Below are 17,537 nucleotides of genomic sequence, written 5' to 3' on the forward strand. Positions count from 1 at the left end.
CCTTCGATCTCCCGGATGGTCCCGAATGGCCCCGAATGGCCCCGAATGGCCCCCGGGGGCAATGGCAGGATAGGAACGCCAGACTCCGAAAGCGCGGCAACAGGGTGATATTCCCCGAAGCAGGCTCACTGCCGCCCGGACGAACCTCAGACCTCCACAAGCCCCACCACCAGACGGCCCACTGACAGCCACAGGCTTACCGCCCGCTCCGGTCCTTTCCGGCAATGCCATGACCACCGAAGCCCGGCCAAACCTATGACCTCCGCCAGACGACCCACAGATCGCCCACGGCCTCACTGCCCGCTCCGGTCCCTTTCGCCAGTGCCATGACCATGAAGCCCGGACAAACCTCGGGCCTCCAGCAACCCAACCGTCGCCGACTGACAATCATCGGGCTTTCTGCCGCCTCGATCACCGTCCGGCCAAGGCGGCAACCTGCCACCCCGACATCCAGACAAACCTCGGGCCGCTGCCATTTTCACCAGCAGACGGATTTCGGGCGTACTGCCCCCAACCTGTCCACCACCGACGGACCACAAATCACTGCTGCCGCTGCTGCCATTGCTGCCACTTTCGGCAAATTCGGGGTCGCTTCCCCGATAAGACGCACCTCTCCCGTCATGACAAATAAGGGTGTTAAAAGCGTGTTAGAACCGGCGCGGAACACCGCCGTAATGGCTTCGCCATCCGCCGATGAGCATCCTGCGGATTGCCCCGCCGCCCTGCCTCAATCCTTGCCGCTGCATCCTGATCACCTCTTTAATCCCGCCCCAAACGCAAAAACCCGCGAGGCGCACAAGGCGCTTCGCGGGTTTCGGTCCGGGTGCATTTCTCCCGTTGACTTTGTCCTTATGCCACAATAAAAAGAACAAATCAAGAACTTTTTGAAAAAACTTTATACCCGGTCAGAAAGGCGGGAAGCAGGCTACCATCCGGGGCCGTCCTGTATTTTCATGAACCCTATGCGTCGCGCGGCACCCCGTTCGGGTCCTCGCTGCCGCGATGGTATTTGAAGGTGCCGGTCGCGGTTGCGATCACTTCGCCCGCCGCGTTATAGGCGGTGGCTTCGGTAAAGACGATCTTGCGCCCGCCGCCCTGTTTGCGTCCCTCAACCCGCACCGTGCCGCCGGTTGCCATTCCGATGAAATTGGTCGTCAGTGACAGGGTCAAAGATTTGCGGACATTCCCCGGAACAGCACAGTAACAGACAGCACAGCCCGACGCCGTATCCATCAGGGTCGCAATCACGCCACCATGCAGGATGCCCGCACGATTGCGGTGATGATCCCTGATTTCAAGTTCCACCACCGCACGATCTTCTTCCCATTCAACAACCTGATAGCCCAGATAAGCCTGAAGCCCGCTACCATGCGCCTGTTCCCAGGCAAGATTGTCATTCACATCACTCATGTCGCCGACCTTTGCGTTAATCCTGTTTGCCAAGCTATAGCAGATAAATCCAACATTTTGGACCATCCGAGTTTGGCAATAGATTGTGCGTTGCGATATAAATTAATCACTTAATATCAATTAGTTATATCTATCGTTCTCCAAACAAGAAGGGGATAGCGGTGAAACGAGAATAGTGGGTTCGAACGGCTTCTGGTACATCTGAAATCACCCCAGACGCAAAGGAACCTAACCATGGCAACGCTTGCACTTAAAGACACCACCACCATCGAACGCGAAGTTCGCGTCAACTGGTTCACCAACCTTGTTCATGCTCTTCAGGTCGCCGTGATCATGAAAGCGTCGAAAGCACGCACCCATGATGAACTGATGACCGAATGGAACAATGCATGGCGTCAGGTCGAGGGCTAATTCGCCCTCTCTGACCCTGCGGGTTTGAGGATTGGCATCCAGAAGATGGTGACAATTCATCGCCCTTGACGGTTTCAACCAAACAACCGAAAACGGTTGAATGCAAAAGTTTGATATCGTCACGATCCGGTTGTTTGTCGCCATTGTGCGCGCCGGAAGCATCAATGAAGCCGCCCGGCGCGAACATATCGCGACATCGGCTGTAAGTCGCCGCATCGGCGAACTTGAAGCCATGCTTGGCGTCAAGCTGCTGCGTCGTCTGCCCCGCGGTGTCGAACCGACAGAGGAAGGTACCATTTTCGCGCGCTACGGCGAAAAGCTTCTGGGTGATCTTAATCACCTGTCAAACGAGTTGCGCGATTTCAATACCGGCGAAAAGGGCAAGATTTATCTTGCTGCCGTAACCTCGGCAATCCTCACCGGACTGCCTGCATTTCTGGCCGATTTTCAACGTGATTTCCCCGATGTGACCGTCGATGTCCGCGAACTGACATCGCGCGAGTCCTCTGATGCCGTCCGCGAAGGCCGGGCCGATCTGGCGATCATGGCCGATAACGGCCCCTGTCAGGGTTTGTCGAACCACGTCTTTTGCGACGACCCGATCTGGGTCGTGACGCCCAAAGGCCATCCGCTCATCCCCGATCCATCCAATCCCGCCCCGGTTACCTTTGCCGAAGCCGCGAAATACGACATCATTTCCCTGCATGAAGGCGGCGTGATTGATGACCTGATCAGCGAGGCGGCGGGCAAACTGCATCACGATATGCATCCGCATATCAAGGTCATGCGTTTCGGCTCCTTGCGCCAGATGATCGCCGCCGGACTTGGCATCGGCTTCCTGCGGCAAAGCTCGGTTGCCGGTTACATTGATCACATGAATATTTCCGGCGCACCGATTGCCGATAGCTGGGCCAAACGCCAGTTGCTGATCGTGCATGACGGCGAAGATACCCTGACCAGTTCGGCGAAAATATTCCGGGACTATCTGTTAAAGAAATCGTCCGAAACAACAGTCAAACCGGGTCTTGGCTGATCACGCGATTTTATACAATGGCTGCACTGCTTGCGGCATGGCCGTCTTTGGCATTCGCGCTTAACCGCAGATTTGGCCTGCCCATTTCAGACCGGACGTATTTTGCGGCTTCCTTCAGGATCAAGTCGGGTAATTCGGCCCACTCGCCAATCGGATCAAGTATCTCAATGGCTTCATCCGGTTGCCCGGCAATCATTTCCGGCAGATCGGTGGTGGCGTGCGTGCCGCCGCCAGCCAGCATCGGAACAATCACAGCCCGTTTGCGCGAGCCAATTTTCCGCCAATCGCGAATGGACGGGTTGCCTTCGATATTTCCAATGCAAATTTCTGCATCGGGGCAGAACTGACCCACTTCATTGGCAAGCCTGACGGTTTCCGGCAATGCTTTGGTCAGGGTTTTAAGGCCATGCGGCACAAGAAATACCGACGTTTCCGAACAATCCCAACCACGCCGCACCATCGCAGAATTCACATGACGTGAAACCATCTCCGCAAAACCGGGCAAATTGATTGCAGGCGGCAGAATTACCGCACGATCAAGTCCGGCATCACGCAAATTGCGCGGCAATTCCTGAAACACCAGATAACCTTCACTGAAAAACAGCGGAAAGACGATCAGTTCGCTGGCGTCATGATTGCGTTTCAGCTTTGCCAATTGATCCGCAACCGAGGGCTGGCTGCGCATATAGCCATGATGCACAAAACCAGACCAATGGTCGCGCACGGCTTCTGCCAGTGTTCCCGCAGGATCACCGCCATTACCACTGTTACCGTGCGACACAATCATCAGGGTCGGCATATCGAATTCCGCCAAGTCCTTGAACAGTTCCAAAGCTGGTCGAGATCTAATGCTTGATACGGACCTCGCAAGAGATCGGATTTCACCACAGGCAGATTATTGTACCAGATCCCAACGCGGTTGCCCGCCAAACCGGTCATAAAGAAAATCAACCAGAAGCCGGATACGCGCCGATAACTGCCGACTGGGCGGATACAACAGATACAGGAAAAGCTCTGGCGAGGCATAATCACACAAAACACTGACAAGATTGCCGCTTTGCAAATCCGGACCGGCGATAAAGGTCGGCAATAATACCAATCCGAGATCAGCCAGGGCTGCATCACGCAGAACCTCGGCATTGTTGCAGCAGAACACGCCATTCACCTGCACCGAAACCGGTCCGTCCGGTCCGGTCATCTTCCAGCTCGACCCGGCGGGCAAGCTACCGTAATGCAAACAAGGCAAGGTTGCCAGATCACGGGGCGATACAGGTTCGCCATGCTTTCGGATGAATTGCGGCGATGCACACAGAACCCGGTTCATCGGAATGATTTCGTGATCAATCAGTGCCAATGTCTCGCTTGGCTGACTGATCCGCACCGTCATGTCGTAACCATCAGCAACCGGATCGATGAACCGGTCCGAAAGTGCCAGCTCCACCCGTATTTCAGGGTATTCACGGGCAAAATCGACCAAAGCAGGCCCCAGATGCAGGGTGCCAAAGGACATCGGCGCATTGATGCGAATATCCCCCGACGGGGTTGCGCGGTTTTCACGAATGGCTTCTTCTGCTTCGCGCAAATCGGCAAGAACCGCTTTGGCCCGGTCATAAAAAGCGCGCCCGCTTGGCGTGACAGCAACCTGACGGGTCGTACGGTTCAAAAGCTGCACGCCCAAGTCTTCTTCAAGTGCAATAACAGCACGATTAACCTGGGATCGTGACTGCCCGATAGCACGTGCCGCTGCGGCAAAGCTTCCTTCATCAACCACTTTTACAAAGGTTTGCAAGCTTACCAGCTTGTCCATCCGCACGCTCCATCTGGCGAAGGCCACAACAATTGTCGCATAATTTGCGACAGTATGCACATTATTAAGATAATTGTCACTTTTGTCGAAAAGCGTATTCTGGCTCCAACGAACAGCATTCAACTGATGGAGACCAACATGATTACCAAGATCGAATCCGCAGACCGTGGCCGCGCCCAGTTTGGCTGGCTTGACTCCCATCACACTTTTTCCTTCGGTCACTATTACGACCCGAAACGGATGGGCTGGGGCCCGCTGCGCGTGATTAACGAAGACCGGGTTATCCCCGGTGCCGGTTTTGACACCCACGGCCACAAGGATATGGAAATCATTTCCTATGTGCTTGATGGCGCGCTTGAACACAAAGACAGCCTTGGCACCGGTTCCGTTATCCGTCCGGGCCGCCTGCAACGCATGACTGCCGGTACCGGCATCCGTCATTCGGAATACAACCATTCCAAGGAGAAGCCGGTTCATTTCCTGCAAATCTGGGTCATACCCGAAGCCGCGAACCTCGAACCGGGTTACGAGGAAAAGGAAATCGCACGTTCCGATACGGGTTCGGGCCTGTCACTGATCGGCAGCCGCACCGGCCGGGATGGATCGATCACCATTCATCAGGATGTTGACCTTTACGTTGCCCATCTGGGTGAAGGCGAAACAGCATCCCATAAAATCGAACCGGGCCGGATTGCCTGGGTGCAAGTAGCGCGCGGCATGCTGAGCGTTAATGGCGAAACCCTGAAGGCTGGCGATGGTGCCGCCATCCGGGACGAAGATGAACTTGTCTTCACCGACGCAACCGAAGCCGAAGCTCTTGTTTTTGACATGGTCGCCTGAGCCGGTCTTCCGGTCCGACCCTTCAAAGGAAAACGAATATGTCGTCCCTTGAACACACCAAACCACGTCCGATTATCCCGGCCCTTGGCAATCTGTGGACTGCCCTTGAACCTCTTTCACCCGTGATCGTCCGCGTCACCACGGGTCTTCTTCTGGTCCCGCACGGTGCCCAGAAACTGTTTGGTGCCTTTGGTGGCTATGGCCTTGAAGGTACGGCTGGCTGGCTTGAAAGCATCGGCTTTGCCCCGGGCTTCCTGTTTGCCCTTCTGATCGGGCTTCTGGAATTCGTGGGCGGCCTGATGCTGACTGTGGGCCTTCTGACCCGCCCGGTAGCCGCCGCCGTGATTGCCTTTATGGCTGTTGCGGTCACCATTCATCTGCCCAACGGGTATGCATGGAACAATGCCGGGTTTGAAATGCCGGTCTTCTGGGGGCTGATGGCGCTTTCGGTCCTGATCCGTGGCGGCGGAAAATATTCGATCGATCGCAAGATTGGTATCGAATTCTGATCTTGCTCACCCTAACGCAACGATCTTCCCTCTTCCCTGAACAACGACTTCGGGCTGCCCTTACCGGCAGCCCTTTTTTTGTTTCCCTCCCTATATAGGGATATGTGGCTCTTCTCAACCGACGTAACATGCACACATAAAAGACTGCCAACTGAACCAGTATTTTGATCAACCGGTCTTCAGGAAACCATTACGGTCAGAGTTTGAGAAATGAACGCGATAAAATCCAATAGCCATAATGATATTGCCATTGCCGATGGCTTGCGTCGCTGTAAGGGTGACAATGCTTTTGGCAAACCGAACGCGCAGAAAAAGTTCCTGATCGTGGACGACAGTATCGAAGTCCGCTTCTCTATCCGTCGGATTTTGCGCAGCGGCGGAGCACAATCCGTCGATGTTGCAGAAAACGGTGAAACCGCACTTCAGATGATGGCGCAACTGTCGCGAAAACAGCAAAGCTATGACGTCATACTGATTGATTACATGATGCCCGGCATGTCGGGGATCGAAACGCTCTATGAAATCAAACGCCGACAAATCAAACATGCAGAAGGCACCCGCATGATCATGCTGACCGGCTTTTTTGATCCGGATATGGGTAAAGAAGCCGTATCGGTCGGAGCCGCATTTGTATTGTCAAAGCCCTGCGATGCTGCCAGCCTGATGGCAGCAATTGCCTGAACCCTTCCGCGAAGGAGCCGGGATGCCAGAAAGCGCTTCAATCATTTTCGTCGATGATGACCCCCATGTCCTCAGCGGATTACGCCGCCGTATCGTATCCAAACGCCCGAATTGGAAACTGCGGTTTTGCACCAGCGGCGCAGAAGCACTCGTAAATCTGGATCAGCATAGTGCAGATGTCATTGTTTCGGACATGCGCATGCCCGAGATGGACGGGGCAGAATTGCTTCGGTCTGTTGCCCGGAAATATCCGGATACCGCACGCATCCTTCTTTCCGGCTACGCCGATGAACAGGCTATCCAGACCGGTCTTGCGGCAACCCATCATTTCCTGATGAAACCCTGCAGCGATCAGGAAGTTATTCATGCCATCGAACGTGGCCTGATACTGCGCAACTATCTGCGAGACCCCCAGCTGATCAATATTCTGTACCGCATGCCTGCTGAACTTGTCTGGCCCCCGGTGTTTTACCGGCTTCATGCAATTCTGCAATATAAGGGACCACACAGTCAGAACGAACTACAGGAATTCTCCTTTGAAAATCCTGGTTTTATTATGCTGGTATGCGAAATGGCGCGGCGCGAAAAGCTGATCCTGCCAACAGAGGGTCCGGATCTCGTTACCCTGATTGACCTGTTCGGTCTTGAAACCATCAAGGCACTATGTGTCATTTGGACCTTGCATGGACAGCAAACCAGATTTGACCCTGACAATATCGACCAGCCAATAGATCGCTGCCTCATTCTGGGCAATATGGCGGCCGGGATCGCAAAACTTGAAGGCATGCCCTCAGAAACAATTGATCTGATTCGGGCAGCAGCATTGCTGTGTCATATCGGCCTGAATGTGATGGAGCATGTAATACCTGATCAGGTTGCTTTAAGCCGCAAGCAGGCCGACGACGATCAATGCGATATCATTTCCACTGAGATCGGCGAGATTGGAGTGTCTCATCCTGCCGTATCGGCATGCTTGGCCGCTCTCTGGGGTTTCAAGCACGAAATTGTCGAAAACATTGCTTTTCATCATCGCCCCGAAGCTGCGCCAACCCGTGACTCGCTGTCTCTTTTGATCGTTTATGCAGCTCAGCATTTTGCCCGCAAGTTTGGCAATGACCGTCATATCCGGGCGGCAAAATATGATCGCGCTTCGGGTTTCATCGCCCATTGTGATGCCCAGCAAAAATGGGCGAATTGGGAACGTCATTGTGCCCCACTTGGCGATAACCAAGCCTGACCAATCACCTTCCATTTCAGTCAAACGATACCGACGACCATGAACATCACGACCGGATGTCATAGAATTCATCGGTCGCGGTGTAATTCAATGCGCTATCATCATCAGTTGATCGAATACCGGGTTTCGGAATTCGAATAACGAATTCCGCCCCTTCGCCGTCCGGAGCGGAAAGGGTCAAGTCACCGTTAAAATCGTCCTGAATCAATTTCCGACATATCGGCAAACCCTGCCCCGTCCCAACGCCCCGTTCCTTGGTCGTGAAGAAATAATCGAAAATTCGATCTCGTAAATCCTCGGGAACACCACCGCCATTATCCCTTAATCGGATAAAAACATTCTCAGCGTCCGACGTGACATTCAGTTTGATTTTGCCGGAACGTTGCCCCGACTCGCGGATCGCCTGCGAAGCATTGACGATCAGGTTGATCAGGGCCTGTGACAAATGGTTCCGCCGCCCTTCAACTTCGGTGACGTCCGTATCATAGCTTTGTTCGAGTTCGGCAACATGTTTGACCTGATTACGCGTCAACGTTATCGCCGTTTCAATTTCCTCGGCGATGGAAATCCGTTCCACAGAGTCCGTTGTAGGATGGGCAAATTTCCGGATACCACGAACAATTTCCGCTATACGATCAAGCCCCTGAATACTCTCGCGGATCGCAAGCGGTATTTCTTCGGTCATAAAATCGATCCGTTCCGGCGCCAGTTCAAGACGAACAGACCCGTCACCTTCGTCTTTGCGGAGTGCATGAACGAAATCGTTAAAGCTGTCAGAGAGAAATTCAAGATTGTTCTGTATGTATTGGGCTGGGGTATTGATTTCATGTGCAACCCCACCAGCCAGCGTCCCCAAAGCATGCATTTTCGCGTAATCTGCAGCTTCTTCAATCACTTCCTGTTCCTGGCGTGCGCGTCTTGCATCGATATCAGCGGCAAATGCACGTTGACGGTGACGAATTACAAAGATCGCCAGACCAATCATCACGATCATCCCGGAAAAGAACAGATATGACAGAATCTCTATGTCGGACTTTACGCTCGCGATGTTACTTGCATTGTAGACTGACACAAAATTTGTTGTCCGCACCACCGCCTGCTGCAAGGGATCATCGATCGACACAAGTTCTTCGCGGATAAATTCCACCAATGCAGTCGCGTTCGATACGCCTTTAATCCGCTCATCAATCCGTGCGATCTTTTCATCAAGCATCGCAAGCAAATCGCCAACTTCCGGGATTTGGGCTAAAACCTGAAACCCTTCGCCCTGCTTGACCAATAGGGTTCTGCTAACAAAGATTTCATATTCCAGTAAAACCTTTTCAAGCTCATCCCTCTCAACAACGCCATCGGAACGGGCATACTCGATATACCGTTCGATTTCGAGGAACTGCCGCTGAATCTGGAAAACTGCCCATGCAAAATTTTCGCGATAGGCAAATTTCTCATCTTCGAGCTTTCTTACGATTGCGATCGAGAAAACCCCATAAAGAACAACGAACAGAGCCAAAATTGAAAAAATGGCCCTGTTCGATATTTTTGACAGAAAATTTCTAGTTTTGCCCATCAATCGACTTCACCTGCCAGACGGAATAAGACCAATAGGTATCAGTCTGGAAACGGGTATCGCTGTCATAGGGGAACACAACCCAAAACGGCCCTTTGTCACGTACCGACATTTCCGCATCATTCAGTCGATAAACCAGGATGGCATTGTCACGACGCAGGACACCAGCCGGAACCATGACGCTATAATCATTTAGCGCAGAAACGCGGACTGTATCGGCGGTGATGCCATAGGTATCGAACAGAACGTCGAAATCGACACCCTGAAATTTCTGAACACCATCCGTCCATGGGGTCGAGGTGTAAAACTCGGTGCTTGGCAGTTTGGTCAATTCATCAAACGAGACAGTCACCGTTTCACCGCCCGTGTTTGAGAGTATGAGCTTTCCGGCTGCTCGGGCGTTTTCCGTTGAGAGAAAACCGATGACACACAAAGCCATCGTAAATTTAATGATCGTTTTCATCATCATAGTTGTACTCCGAAACTGATTTACACATTGGTCACGCCAAAGGGTTACAACAATAGCTGGGCCGGAAAAAATGGCTGTATGGCCGGTTCATTTCGTAAAGATACTTGGAATATGTTCTTCAATCGGTTGTGGCATACCAAAAAGATATCCCTGCAATTCATCAACGCCATAACTTCTGAGACGAAGGGCTGTTGCCTCATTTTCAACGCCGGTGGCGACGACCGAATAATCAATCTGTCGGCATATCTGGACAATCCAAGAAATAAATCTGCCCGTATCGTCATTTCCCATCACCTGGCGGATCAATCGACGATCAAGTTTAACGCCAACAAAAAATTCGTGGCGCAGCAACTCCAACGCCCCTTTATCAGCCCCAAACCCATCAATAAAAATTCGTATTCCGCGATCTGAGAGAAACCTCGCGTTTTTTATAAAATTTTCGTCAATCTTGCCGAGCTGCATCTCATGAATTTCAAACGCGACTTCCAAACCATATTTCTGCATTTCAGCAACAAAGCCAGACAAAGCCTGAACGAACTGGCGGTTGCAAACCGAGGCGTAATCAAGATTAAGTGACAACAGGGCACCTGAACCCAGAATTTTGCGATAAACAGGCGCTGAATTAGTCGTCATATCCATCAAACACATCGTCAGACGATCCATGACAGGCTGATTTTGGCACTGCCTTATGATTTTCCCGATATCATAACCTTTATGCACATCAGACATTCGGCAAAGAACCTCGCCCCCCGTTCGCGAAAAGTCTTCGGCTCTGACACGGGGCTGGAACGCGGTTGTGACTGCGGATCGATCAAGAAGCTCATTCAACGTATCGGCAATGAGTTGATCAGCATGACTTTCTTTACGTTTGTCCTCAATCGTCTTGAAAAGCACTTCCTTGAAGGTCGCAATCGAAATCGGCTTTGTCAGAATTTTACTGACTTTTGCCAGACCGTTTGCTTCACGCATGGGAACTGCCGAAATATTTCCGGTTAGCAGAATCCTCGGAATATCGGGGGCGCACCGAAATGCACGTTTCAGAAAGCTGATTCCATCAATCGTCGGCATCACCAGATCAGCTACAATGATATTCACACCCGAACGATTTTTGGATAACCATTCAAGAGCTGCTTCACCATTGATATATTTGACTAAATTAAAGCTTCCGGACAAAGAACGGCATACCGAAGCCAGAAGATTCTCATCATCATCTACTATCAGAACCGTCGGAAGACCGGCTGCAGCAACGCTCATCTGAAACAACTCCGGTTATTACGAAACCTTAAAGATTCTGGGCACGAACGATCTTCACCAGTTCATACAGGTCTTGATATACCGAAGAATAATGTCAGGATGGACGCACCAATATCCCCATATGTGGAGTGTGCATGACAATGGTGTCGGATCAGCCTGTCCGCATTGCTTTTGTCGATGATGATGAAAACCTTCTGTCATCGCACCGGCGGAATTTCGCGCGTCTCGCCCCGCATTGGCAGGGATTGTATTTCAACAATCCGCAAACCGCGCTGGCAGAAATTTCTGGTGATCCCGATGTTACGGCGGCGATCCTTGACATTCACATGCCGATCATGACCGGGCTTGAGCTGGCGGCCAAGCTTCGAAATCTTCGAAGCGATCTGATCATCGTCATGTTGACCGGCTATGCCGATCTGCAATCAGCATTAACCGCGGTCAATGAATTCGGTGTATTTCGGTTCTACCCCAAACCTACCGCCCTGAAGACGGTTCTTGAGGGCATCGAAACCGAAATCGCCCGCAAACGCGGAGAGAGCCGCGATACAATCCCCGCGGCATTCCTGGATCTCTTTCATCTGGGGCTGATTGCAACCGATGACCGGCTTGCGATTTCACATATGAATGCACAGGCTGCGGAAATGCTACGCCGATCACCCGCCATGCAGGTTAATCCTGAAAACCGGCTTCTGATCGACAATGCCCCGGATGATCTGGATCGGTTTCTGCACCCCCCCGCCGGTCGTGTCCCTGCGATGCAACGCGGTTTCTCGCTTGATCATGAACAGGGTGCCCTTTCGGTTTTCCTGCGTCGTGTACGAAATGGTGCTGACAAGAAAGACAGTTTTGTGTTCATTCTGGTTGAACCTGAACGAATGGGGCCGCCAACAATTGATGATCTGATTGATGTGTTTGGTCTGACCCGGTCCGAGGCCAAACTGACACAAAAACTGGCAGAAGGAATGTCCCTTGATCAGGCCGCAGATCTGGTAGGTATTTCGCTAAGCTCGGCGCGCACCTATCTCAAAACGGTGTTTTCCAAAATCGGAGTTAACAGGCAGCCGCAATTAATGAAAACCGTGCTGTCGACCATCCCAGCCCTTCGCCGTTAAAGTGCGTTTTATTGGTCTGATGCCAATCGGAAACGCACCGAGAAGATCGCGCCGCTGTGATTTTCGGGTTCATCCAGCCCGATACGGGTATCGTGGCGCAAGGCGATTTCGCGCACGATAGACAGGCCAAGACCACATCCGTCTTCCCCGCCATCCGACACGCGATAGAACCGCTCGAACACATGCTTGCGATGTTCAAGCGCAATGCCCGGCCCGTCATCCTCCACCACCAGCTTGATGAATGCAGTGTTACCTGCCTCGGGCATTAACCGAACCGTGACCGAACTGCCTTCTGGGCAATAGGTCAACGCATTGTGGATCAGGTTCTTCAGCAATTCCTCGATCAGCGTCGCATCGCCCATGATCGGGGCCGCCCCGTCAATCCCTTCGTATCCGAGATCAATACCGCGTTCCAGTGCCTCGGGCACCTTGCTGCCCGTGACCGCGCGGGTGATCTCGCCCAGATCAATACGGACAAAGGGTCGTCCGGCCAGACCTTCGGGCGCGGACCGTGCAGATGCCAGCAACTGATTGGCAAGATGGGATGTCTGACGCGTTGATGCCGCCAGCTTTTCCATGACATCATGCAGCTTTTCCGGGTCCTTTTCACGCAGTCCCAGCTCGGCCTGGGTACGTAACGCTGCCAATGGTGTCCGCAACTGATGCGCGGCATCTGCGGTAAAGCGCTGCATGGTCGAAAGCGTATTTTCCAAGCGTTTCAGCAAATGGTTGATCGCCCCGACAAGGTGGCGCACTTCGGTTGGGACATCATGCAAAATCGGCCTCAGGTCCGAAGGCGATCTGCGGTTAAGTGCTTCTTCCAATCGCGCCAGCGGTTTAAGCCCCTGCCCGATCCCAAACCAGACAATAAGAGCCGCAATCAGGATCAGTCCGAATTGCCGGACAGCGGCACGTGCCAGAATATCCTCGCTCAGGCTTTCGCGTGTTCCGGTAGTTTCCGCGACCAGTACGTGAAAACGGGTCGCCATCCTTGCACTGGCAACATACCGCGATAACGCCCCGATCCGCACACGTTCACCGTTATATTCCGCGTCATAAAATACCGGCTCTTCAAGTAGTGGCATCAGTTTTTCGGGAACCGGTGGTAATTCCTCATAACCAGTTATGAATTCACCTTGTGCGGTACTGACCTGATAAAAAACCCGATCCTGTGCGGAGCTTGTCAGCATCTCAAGCGCGACATAAGGCACGTCAACCTCGATCTGGCCGCCAATCAGAACCACACGATCAGCAATTGCCAGTGCAGAACTCAGAAGCGCACGATCAAACGCCTGATTGGCGGAATGCACGGCATTGCTGCGCACCTCGAACAGCATCAGCGAACTGATCAGAAGCAACGGGATCAGAAGCCAGATCAGCAATCGTCGGCGAAGGGATGCGTTACGCCACTTCATGTTTTTTTCAGCAGATAGCCAAGGCCGCGGATGGTCTGGATTTTAACATCAGCCGTTTCGACGCGTTTGCGCAATCGACTGATATAAAGTTCGACCGCGTTTGCACTGATATCATCCTCAAATCCGGCAAGCTGGTCTGTAATCTGTTCCTTGGATAAGACATGCCCAAGCCGCAGCAACAGAATCTCAAGGATATTCAGTTCTCGCCTTGGAATTTCGATATCCTCGCCGTCAATCATCGCACGGCGGGCTACGGTATCATATGTCAGGCGGCCACAGGTGATCCGGGTATTATGCGTACCGGAATGGCGACGCATAAGGGCGCGCACACGCGCTTCAAGCTCGATCAGTTCAAACGGTTTTGCCAGATAATCATCCGCACCAAGATCAAGGCCGCGCACACGATCATCGATATCGTTGCGGGCCGTAAGGATCAACACCGCACTTTCTGACCCGCGATGACGCAACCGGCGTAGTATTTCAAGTCCGTCCATCCTGGGAAGGTTGAGATCAAGCACCACAAGACCGTATTCCTGTGTACGCAGAATTTCATCCGCTTCCTCGCCATCGGAAATCACATCAACCGCATAGCCCGCCAACTGCAAGGAGCGGGCGATGCCATCGGCAAGTGCTGCGTGATCTTCTACGACAAGGACTCTCATTGTATCGGGTCCGGTCCCCTGTTAAACCAGAAGGGTCTGGTACATATTGCCCGAACCACATGAATTTTCCAGATTTTGCCGGATCGGGAAAGCCTTGATATAATCATCTGGCATCACGCCTGCGCGTAAACGGTTAATGAGGGCCTGTAAGCAATGAACCTGCGCAGTACTATCATTATTGCAGTTTTCTGCGCAGCAATTTTCCGCGTTTTTCCCGCGTCTGCCGAGTTGTTTGTTTTTCCTGCACAGCAAAATGTAGGTCCCGGCGACCCGGAACAGAACCTGTTATCGGAAAGTCGAACTGTCGTCATTTATGGATCGGCCGACATCGAGGCCTTTCGCCCTGTGATTGATGGCTTCCAGCAAAGTAACCCCGAAATTCGCGTCGAATATCATCAGCTGCAAACGCTGGAAATGTATCACCAGACCCTGGCGGAGCATGAAGCCGGAGAACCAAACGCCGATCTGGTGATCAGTTCTTCGATGGACTTGCAGATGAAACTGGCGAATGACGGTTATGCCATTTCCCATCAAAGCGATCAGACCCGCGCTTTGCCAAACTGGGCGCGCTGGCGCAACGAAGCATTTGCCGTCACGCAAGAACCCGCCGTAATGGCGTATAATCGGCAGTTCTTTCGCGAAAACAATCTCGAACCTCCAAGAACACGTAACGACCTCATCCGGCTTCTGAACGATCATGACGATCTGCTCAGCGAAAAAGTCACGACCTATGATATCGAGCGCAGCGGGGTTGGCTTCCTGTTTCTGGCACGCGATGAACGCTTTTTTTCGGGGATATGGGATTTTGTCCGCACACTGGGGCAGGCAAGGGTAAAACTGTATTCCAACACATCCCCGATGCTTGAAAAAATCGCCGACGGTCAGTTGGTCCTAGGATACAATTTGCTGGGATCATATGCAGAAACATTCAGTCACCGAAACCCCAATCTTGGGGTGATCCTGCCTGATGATTTCATCGTTGTTTATTCCCGTATCGCCATCATTCCGCGCGGCGCGCGCAACCCGGAAACTGGCGGCAGATTCCTTGACTATATCCTTTCTATCGAAGGCCAGAGCATCCTGCAGGATGAAGGGAATTTTAACCCGGTCCGCCCCGATGTCCCACCCAGCCCGTTTTCGTCGCTGATTTTTGACCGCTACGGCGAACGGGTCCGATCATTCCCTGTAGGGCCCGGGCTTCTGGTTTATCTCGATCAGGCAAAACGCCAGCGGTTTTTAAGCCGCTGGCAGGATGCATTGCTTAATCGCCGGTAAAAATTTTGTATCGGCCGGAATAAAATACCATGCGGCGGTGTCTTGCTTGATGAAGGCGGATTTTCGATCCGTCCCTGTTCCAAGGAGGAATTCATGAAGAAGCTTATGATCGCTGCCGGCCTGTTCACTGTGATGTCCCTACCGCTTTCGACCGTCGCCCTTGCTGCTCCCGATACCATGACCGTTGAAACCGGCATTGGCCCGGTACTTGCCGGTGGAAATGGCATGACCCTTTACACTTTTCGCAAGGACACGGACGGACAATCGAATTGCTATGATGCCTGCGCAAGTGCTTGGCCGCCCTTTATTGCCAAAGCCGGTGCAACTGCGGATGGCAACTTCGGCCTGATCCAGCGTAAAACCGGCGAAATGCAATGGGCCAAAGACGGAAAACCGCTCTATTTCTGGGTCAAAGACACTAAAAAAGGCGACACAACGGGTCATGGCTTCAAGGATATCTGGGATGCTGCCCGTCCTTAAGCGACCAATCCGTAACAGGTCTGATTGCAATTTGTTTTGCAAGTCTTCCGGGGCAGTACGAAATTCGTTTCGTGCTGCCCGGAGGATAATGTGATGTCGCGACAGAGTCAGGCGATGCTTGATCTGATCCCGCAATTGCGCCGCTATGCGCGCAGCCTGACCCGATCATCGCACGATGCCGAAGACCTGTTGCAGGACTGCCTGACAAATGCTGTGGAAAACGAGGCATCCTGGCGCGGCACCAATCTGCGCGCATGGATGACACGGATCATGACCAATCTGAATTACAATAACCTGCGCAAAAACCGCCGCACCCCGCCACATGTCCCAATCAATACCACCGACAGCGATCCGGGTCTGCAAAGTCCCAATCTGACTGTCGAACATTATGCCTTTCGCGAGGCAGTGGAAAAACTGCCGACCGATCAGCGATCTGTATTGATGCTGGTGGCGATTGAAGGATACAGCTATGGCGAAACTGCAGAGATTCTTGACATACCGGTAGGCACGGTAATGTCACGCCTGTCACGTGCCCGTCACTTCCTTGCCAAACAGCTTTCCGGCAACAATATTGTTGAACTACGGAGTTCCAGATGAACGATAGGAACAACACATCCGTAACCGAAAATGATCTTCATGCGTGGGTCGACAACCAATTATCTGATGAACGTCGACAGACTGTCGACGACTGGCTTGAAACCCACCCTGAAGACCGGCAAAAGGTTGAAACCTGGCGCAGACAAAATGTAATTCTTAGGGATCTGTTCCCCGAACCTGATGCATATCTGGGACTTCCCCTATCACGACGTCGCGCATCAACAACAGAACATCATCGCACAATCTGGCGCAACCTTGCTGCGGCTTTGATCCTGTTTATCGCCGGAGGGGCCAGCGCGCTTTTGGGACAAAAAATCATTGGCCCAACCAGCCGTGAAGCCTCCTATATCGACATCCTTCAAAAGGCATCACGTGACGGATATGGAATTTATGCCAGCGAAGTTCGCCATCCGGTAGAAGTCTACGCCAATGAAAAGGATCATCTGGTCACGTGGCTAGGCAAACGTCTTGGCATGTCGATGACGGCGCCTGATCTGGAAACACAGGGTTTCGAACTCGTTGGTGGGCGATTGGTGCCCTTTGATGGCAAACCCGGTGCGCTTTTGATGTATCAGGATGGCAGTGGTGCAAGACTGACCGTAATGATCGCACGTGATCCTGATAATGGATCAACGGCATTTCGCTATGATCAGAAAGGGTCTATCGGCACCTTTTACTGGGTCGATCAGGGGATCGGTTATGCCTTAAGTGGCGAATTTGATCGGGATCTTCTGGAAAGTGCTGCGCGCAGCATCTACGCGCAGCTGCCGACCTGAAA

General features: G+C 52.6%; 19 protein-coding genes. 11 read left to right on the plus strand and 8 right to left on the minus strand.

Features of this window, described 5'->3' with window-relative positions:
- Positions 1 to 960: 960 nt before the first annotated feature.
- Positions 961 to 1,410, minus strand: a complete 450-nt coding sequence (locus tag IT971_RS20645; protein ID WP_062950308.1) for a PaaI family thioesterase — start codon at positions 1,408 to 1,410, stop codon at positions 961 to 963.
- Between the two features lie 234 nt (positions 1,411 to 1,644).
- Here IT971_RS20645 and IT971_RS20650 point away from each other — a divergent pair, with 234 nt between their 5' ends.
- A complete protein-coding gene (locus IT971_RS20650; protein ID WP_156484574.1) occupies positions 1,645 to 1,821 on the plus strand; it encodes a hypothetical protein in 177 nt (58 codons plus the stop codon).
- A 100-nt stretch (positions 1,822 to 1,921) separates the two neighbouring features.
- Positions 1,922 to 2,854, plus strand: a complete 933-nt coding sequence (locus tag IT971_RS20655; RefSeq protein WP_063092343.1) for a LysR family transcriptional regulator — start codon at positions 1,922 to 1,924, stop codon at positions 2,852 to 2,854.
- Between the two features lie 10 nt (positions 2,855 to 2,864).
- Here the strand turns inward: IT971_RS20655 and IT971_RS20660 are convergent, their stop codons facing one another.
- Both IT971_RS20660 and IT971_RS20665 read right to left on the minus strand, forming a co-directional pair.
- The gene (locus tag IT971_RS20660) at positions 2,865 to 3,653 is read right to left on the minus strand and encodes a sirohydrochlorin chelatase (protein WP_223304907.1); all 789 of its coding nucleotides are present in this window, start codon (positions 3,651 to 3,653) and stop codon (positions 2,865 to 2,867) included.
- A gap of 96 nt (positions 3,654 to 3,749) precedes the next feature.
- Complete coding sequence (locus IT971_RS20665; RefSeq protein ID WP_063092342.1) at positions 3,750 to 4,661, minus strand: LysR family transcriptional regulator; 912 nt, start codon at positions 4,659 to 4,661, stop codon at positions 3,750 to 3,752.
- Positions 4,662 to 4,799: 138 nt separating this feature from the next.
- Here IT971_RS20665 and IT971_RS20670 point away from each other — a divergent pair, with 138 nt between their 5' ends.
- The 4 genes from IT971_RS20670 to IT971_RS20685 all read left to right on the plus strand — a co-directional run bounded on the left by IT971_RS20670 (position 4,800) and on the right by IT971_RS20685 (position 7,928).
- Entirely contained in the window at positions 4,800 to 5,501 is a 702-nt protein-coding gene (locus tag IT971_RS20670; protein ID WP_037989206.1) for a pirin family protein, read from the plus strand.
- Positions 5,502 to 5,539: 38 nt separating this feature from the next.
- On the plus strand, positions 5,540 to 6,010 hold the full coding sequence (locus IT971_RS20675) for a DoxX family protein (protein WP_082822657.1): 471 nt from the start codon (positions 5,540 to 5,542) through the stop codon (positions 6,008 to 6,010).
- Between the two features lie 210 nt (positions 6,011 to 6,220).
- The gene (locus IT971_RS20680; RefSeq protein ID WP_007088624.1) at positions 6,221 to 6,691 is read left to right on the plus strand and encodes a response regulator; all 471 of its coding nucleotides are present in this window, start codon (positions 6,221 to 6,223) and stop codon (positions 6,689 to 6,691) included.
- 22 nt (positions 6,692 to 6,713) lie between these two features.
- On the plus strand, positions 6,714 to 7,928 hold the full coding sequence (locus IT971_RS20685; RefSeq protein ID WP_063092341.1) for a response regulator: 1,215 nt from the start codon (positions 6,714 to 6,716) through the stop codon (positions 7,926 to 7,928).
- 46 nt (positions 7,929 to 7,974) lie between these two features.
- On the opposite strand, the gene IT971_RS20690 is transcribed toward IT971_RS20685, so the two are convergent.
- From IT971_RS20690 to IT971_RS20700, 3 genes are all read right to left on the minus strand, one after another.
- Positions 7,975 to 9,438 (minus strand): sensor histidine kinase, encoded by a 1,464-nt coding sequence (locus IT971_RS20690; protein WP_223304908.1) that lies wholly within the window; start codon positions 9,436 to 9,438, stop codon positions 7,975 to 7,977.
- A 43-nt stretch (positions 9,439 to 9,481) separates the two neighbouring features.
- Positions 9,482 to 9,847, minus strand: a complete 366-nt coding sequence (locus IT971_RS20695; protein ID WP_233495314.1) for a hypothetical protein — start codon at positions 9,845 to 9,847, stop codon at positions 9,482 to 9,484.
- Positions 9,848 to 10,051: 204 nt separating this feature from the next.
- Positions 10,052 to 11,218, minus strand: a complete 1,167-nt coding sequence (locus IT971_RS20700) for an EAL domain-containing protein (RefSeq protein WP_063092338.1) — start codon at positions 11,216 to 11,218, stop codon at positions 10,052 to 10,054.
- A gap of 134 nt (positions 11,219 to 11,352) precedes the next feature.
- Between IT971_RS20700 and IT971_RS20705 the strand changes: the two genes are divergently transcribed.
- Positions 11,353 to 12,330, plus strand: a complete 978-nt coding sequence (locus tag IT971_RS20705) for a response regulator (protein ID WP_223304911.1) — start codon at positions 11,353 to 11,355, stop codon at positions 12,328 to 12,330.
- A gap of 8 nt (positions 12,331 to 12,338) precedes the next feature.
- Here IT971_RS20705 and IT971_RS20710 read toward each other — a convergent pair whose 3' ends face one another.
- Together IT971_RS20710 and IT971_RS20715 are read right to left on the minus strand one after the other, a co-directional pair.
- Entirely contained in the window at positions 12,339 to 13,745 is a 1,407-nt protein-coding gene (locus IT971_RS20710) for a sensor histidine kinase (protein WP_037988904.1), read from the minus strand.
- Positions 13,742 to 14,407, minus strand: coding sequence for a response regulator transcription factor (locus tag IT971_RS20715; protein ID WP_007088617.1), 666 nt, complete (start codon positions 14,405 to 14,407; stop codon positions 13,742 to 13,744). Before IT971_RS20715 ends, IT971_RS20710 begins: the two co-directional genes overlap by 4 nt.
- A 228-nt stretch (positions 14,408 to 14,635) precedes the next feature.
- Here IT971_RS20715 and IT971_RS20720 point away from each other — a divergent pair, with 228 nt between their 5' ends.
- The 4 genes from IT971_RS20720 (at position 14,636) to IT971_RS20735 (ending at position 17,535) form a co-directional block, all read left to right on the plus strand.
- A complete protein-coding gene (locus tag IT971_RS20720; protein ID WP_223304913.1) occupies positions 14,636 to 15,682 on the plus strand; it encodes an ABC transporter substrate-binding protein in 1,047 nt (348 codons plus the stop codon).
- A gap of 93 nt (positions 15,683 to 15,775) precedes the next feature.
- Positions 15,776 to 16,162: a hypothetical protein gene (locus IT971_RS20725; protein ID WP_110252574.1), complete on the plus strand. Its 387-nt coding sequence runs from the start codon at positions 15,776 to 15,778 to the stop codon at positions 16,160 to 16,162.
- 93 nt (positions 16,163 to 16,255) lie between these two features.
- The gene (locus IT971_RS20730) at positions 16,256 to 16,759 is read left to right on the plus strand and encodes an RNA polymerase sigma factor (protein ID WP_063092336.1); all 504 of its coding nucleotides are present in this window, start codon (positions 16,256 to 16,258) and stop codon (positions 16,757 to 16,759) included.
- Complete coding sequence (locus tag IT971_RS20735) at positions 16,756 to 17,535, plus strand: anti-sigma factor (protein WP_063092335.1); 780 nt, start codon at positions 16,756 to 16,758, stop codon at positions 17,533 to 17,535. Before IT971_RS20730 ends, IT971_RS20735 begins: the two co-directional genes overlap by 4 nt.
- The last annotated feature ends 2 nt before the right edge of the window (positions 17,536 to 17,537 follow it).

The organism is Thalassospira sp. B30-1, assembly GCF_015767575.1.
Lineage (GTDB): Bacteria > Pseudomonadota > Alphaproteobacteria > Rhodospirillales > Thalassospiraceae > Thalassospira > Thalassospira xiamenensis.

What these genes read in the sequence shown, in the direction of transcription:
- IT971_RS20645 (WP_062950308.1), bottom strand. Translation starts at nt 1,410, where the DNA reads ATGAGTGATGTGAATGACAATCTTGCCTGGGAACAGGCGCATGGTAGC.
- IT971_RS20715 (WP_007088617.1), bottom strand. Translation starts at nt 14,407, where the DNA reads ATGAGAGTCCTTGTCGTAGAAGATCACGCAGCACTTGCCGATGGCATC.
- IT971_RS20735 (WP_063092335.1), top strand. Translation starts at nt 16,756, where the DNA reads ATGAACGATAGGAACAACACATCCGTAACCGAAAATGATCTTCATGCG.
- IT971_RS20650 (WP_156484574.1), top strand. Translation starts at nt 1,645, where the DNA reads ATGGCAACGCTTGCACTTAAAGACACCACCACCATCGAACGCGAAGTT.
- IT971_RS20670 (WP_037989206.1), top strand. Translation starts at nt 4,800, where the DNA reads ATGATTACCAAGATCGAATCCGCAGACCGTGGCCGCGCCCAGTTTGGC.
- IT971_RS20665 (WP_063092342.1), bottom strand. Translation starts at nt 4,661, where the DNA reads ATGGACAAGCTGGTAAGCTTGCAAACCTTTGTAAAAGTGGTTGATGAA.
- IT971_RS20660 (WP_223304907.1), bottom strand. Translation starts at nt 3,653, where the DNA reads ATGCCGACCCTGATGATTGTGTCGCACGGTAACAGTGGTAATGGCGGT.
- IT971_RS20730 (WP_063092336.1), top strand. Translation starts at nt 16,256, where the DNA reads ATGTCGCGACAGAGTCAGGCGATGCTTGATCTGATCCCGCAATTGCGC.
- IT971_RS20680 (WP_007088624.1), top strand. Translation starts at nt 6,221, where the DNA reads ATGAACGCGATAAAATCCAATAGCCATAATGATATTGCCATTGCCGAT.
- IT971_RS20685 (WP_063092341.1), top strand. Translation starts at nt 6,714, where the DNA reads ATGCCAGAAAGCGCTTCAATCATTTTCGTCGATGATGACCCCCATGTC.
- IT971_RS20700 (WP_063092338.1), bottom strand. Translation starts at nt 11,218, where the DNA reads ATGAGCGTTGCTGCAGCCGGTCTTCCGACGGTTCTGATAGTAGATGAT.
- IT971_RS20705 (WP_223304911.1), top strand. Translation starts at nt 11,353, where the DNA reads ATGACAATGGTGTCGGATCAGCCTGTCCGCATTGCTTTTGTCGATGAT.
- IT971_RS20710 (WP_037988904.1), bottom strand. Translation starts at nt 13,745, where the DNA reads ATGAAGTGGCGTAACGCATCCCTTCGCCGACGATTGCTGATCTGGCTT.
- IT971_RS20725 (WP_110252574.1), top strand. Translation starts at nt 15,776, where the DNA reads ATGAAGAAGCTTATGATCGCTGCCGGCCTGTTCACTGTGATGTCCCTA.
- IT971_RS20675 (WP_082822657.1), top strand. Translation starts at nt 5,540, where the DNA reads ATGTCGTCCCTTGAACACACCAAACCACGTCCGATTATCCCGGCCCTT.
- IT971_RS20655 (WP_063092343.1), top strand. Translation starts at nt 1,922, where the DNA reads ATGCAAAAGTTTGATATCGTCACGATCCGGTTGTTTGTCGCCATTGTG.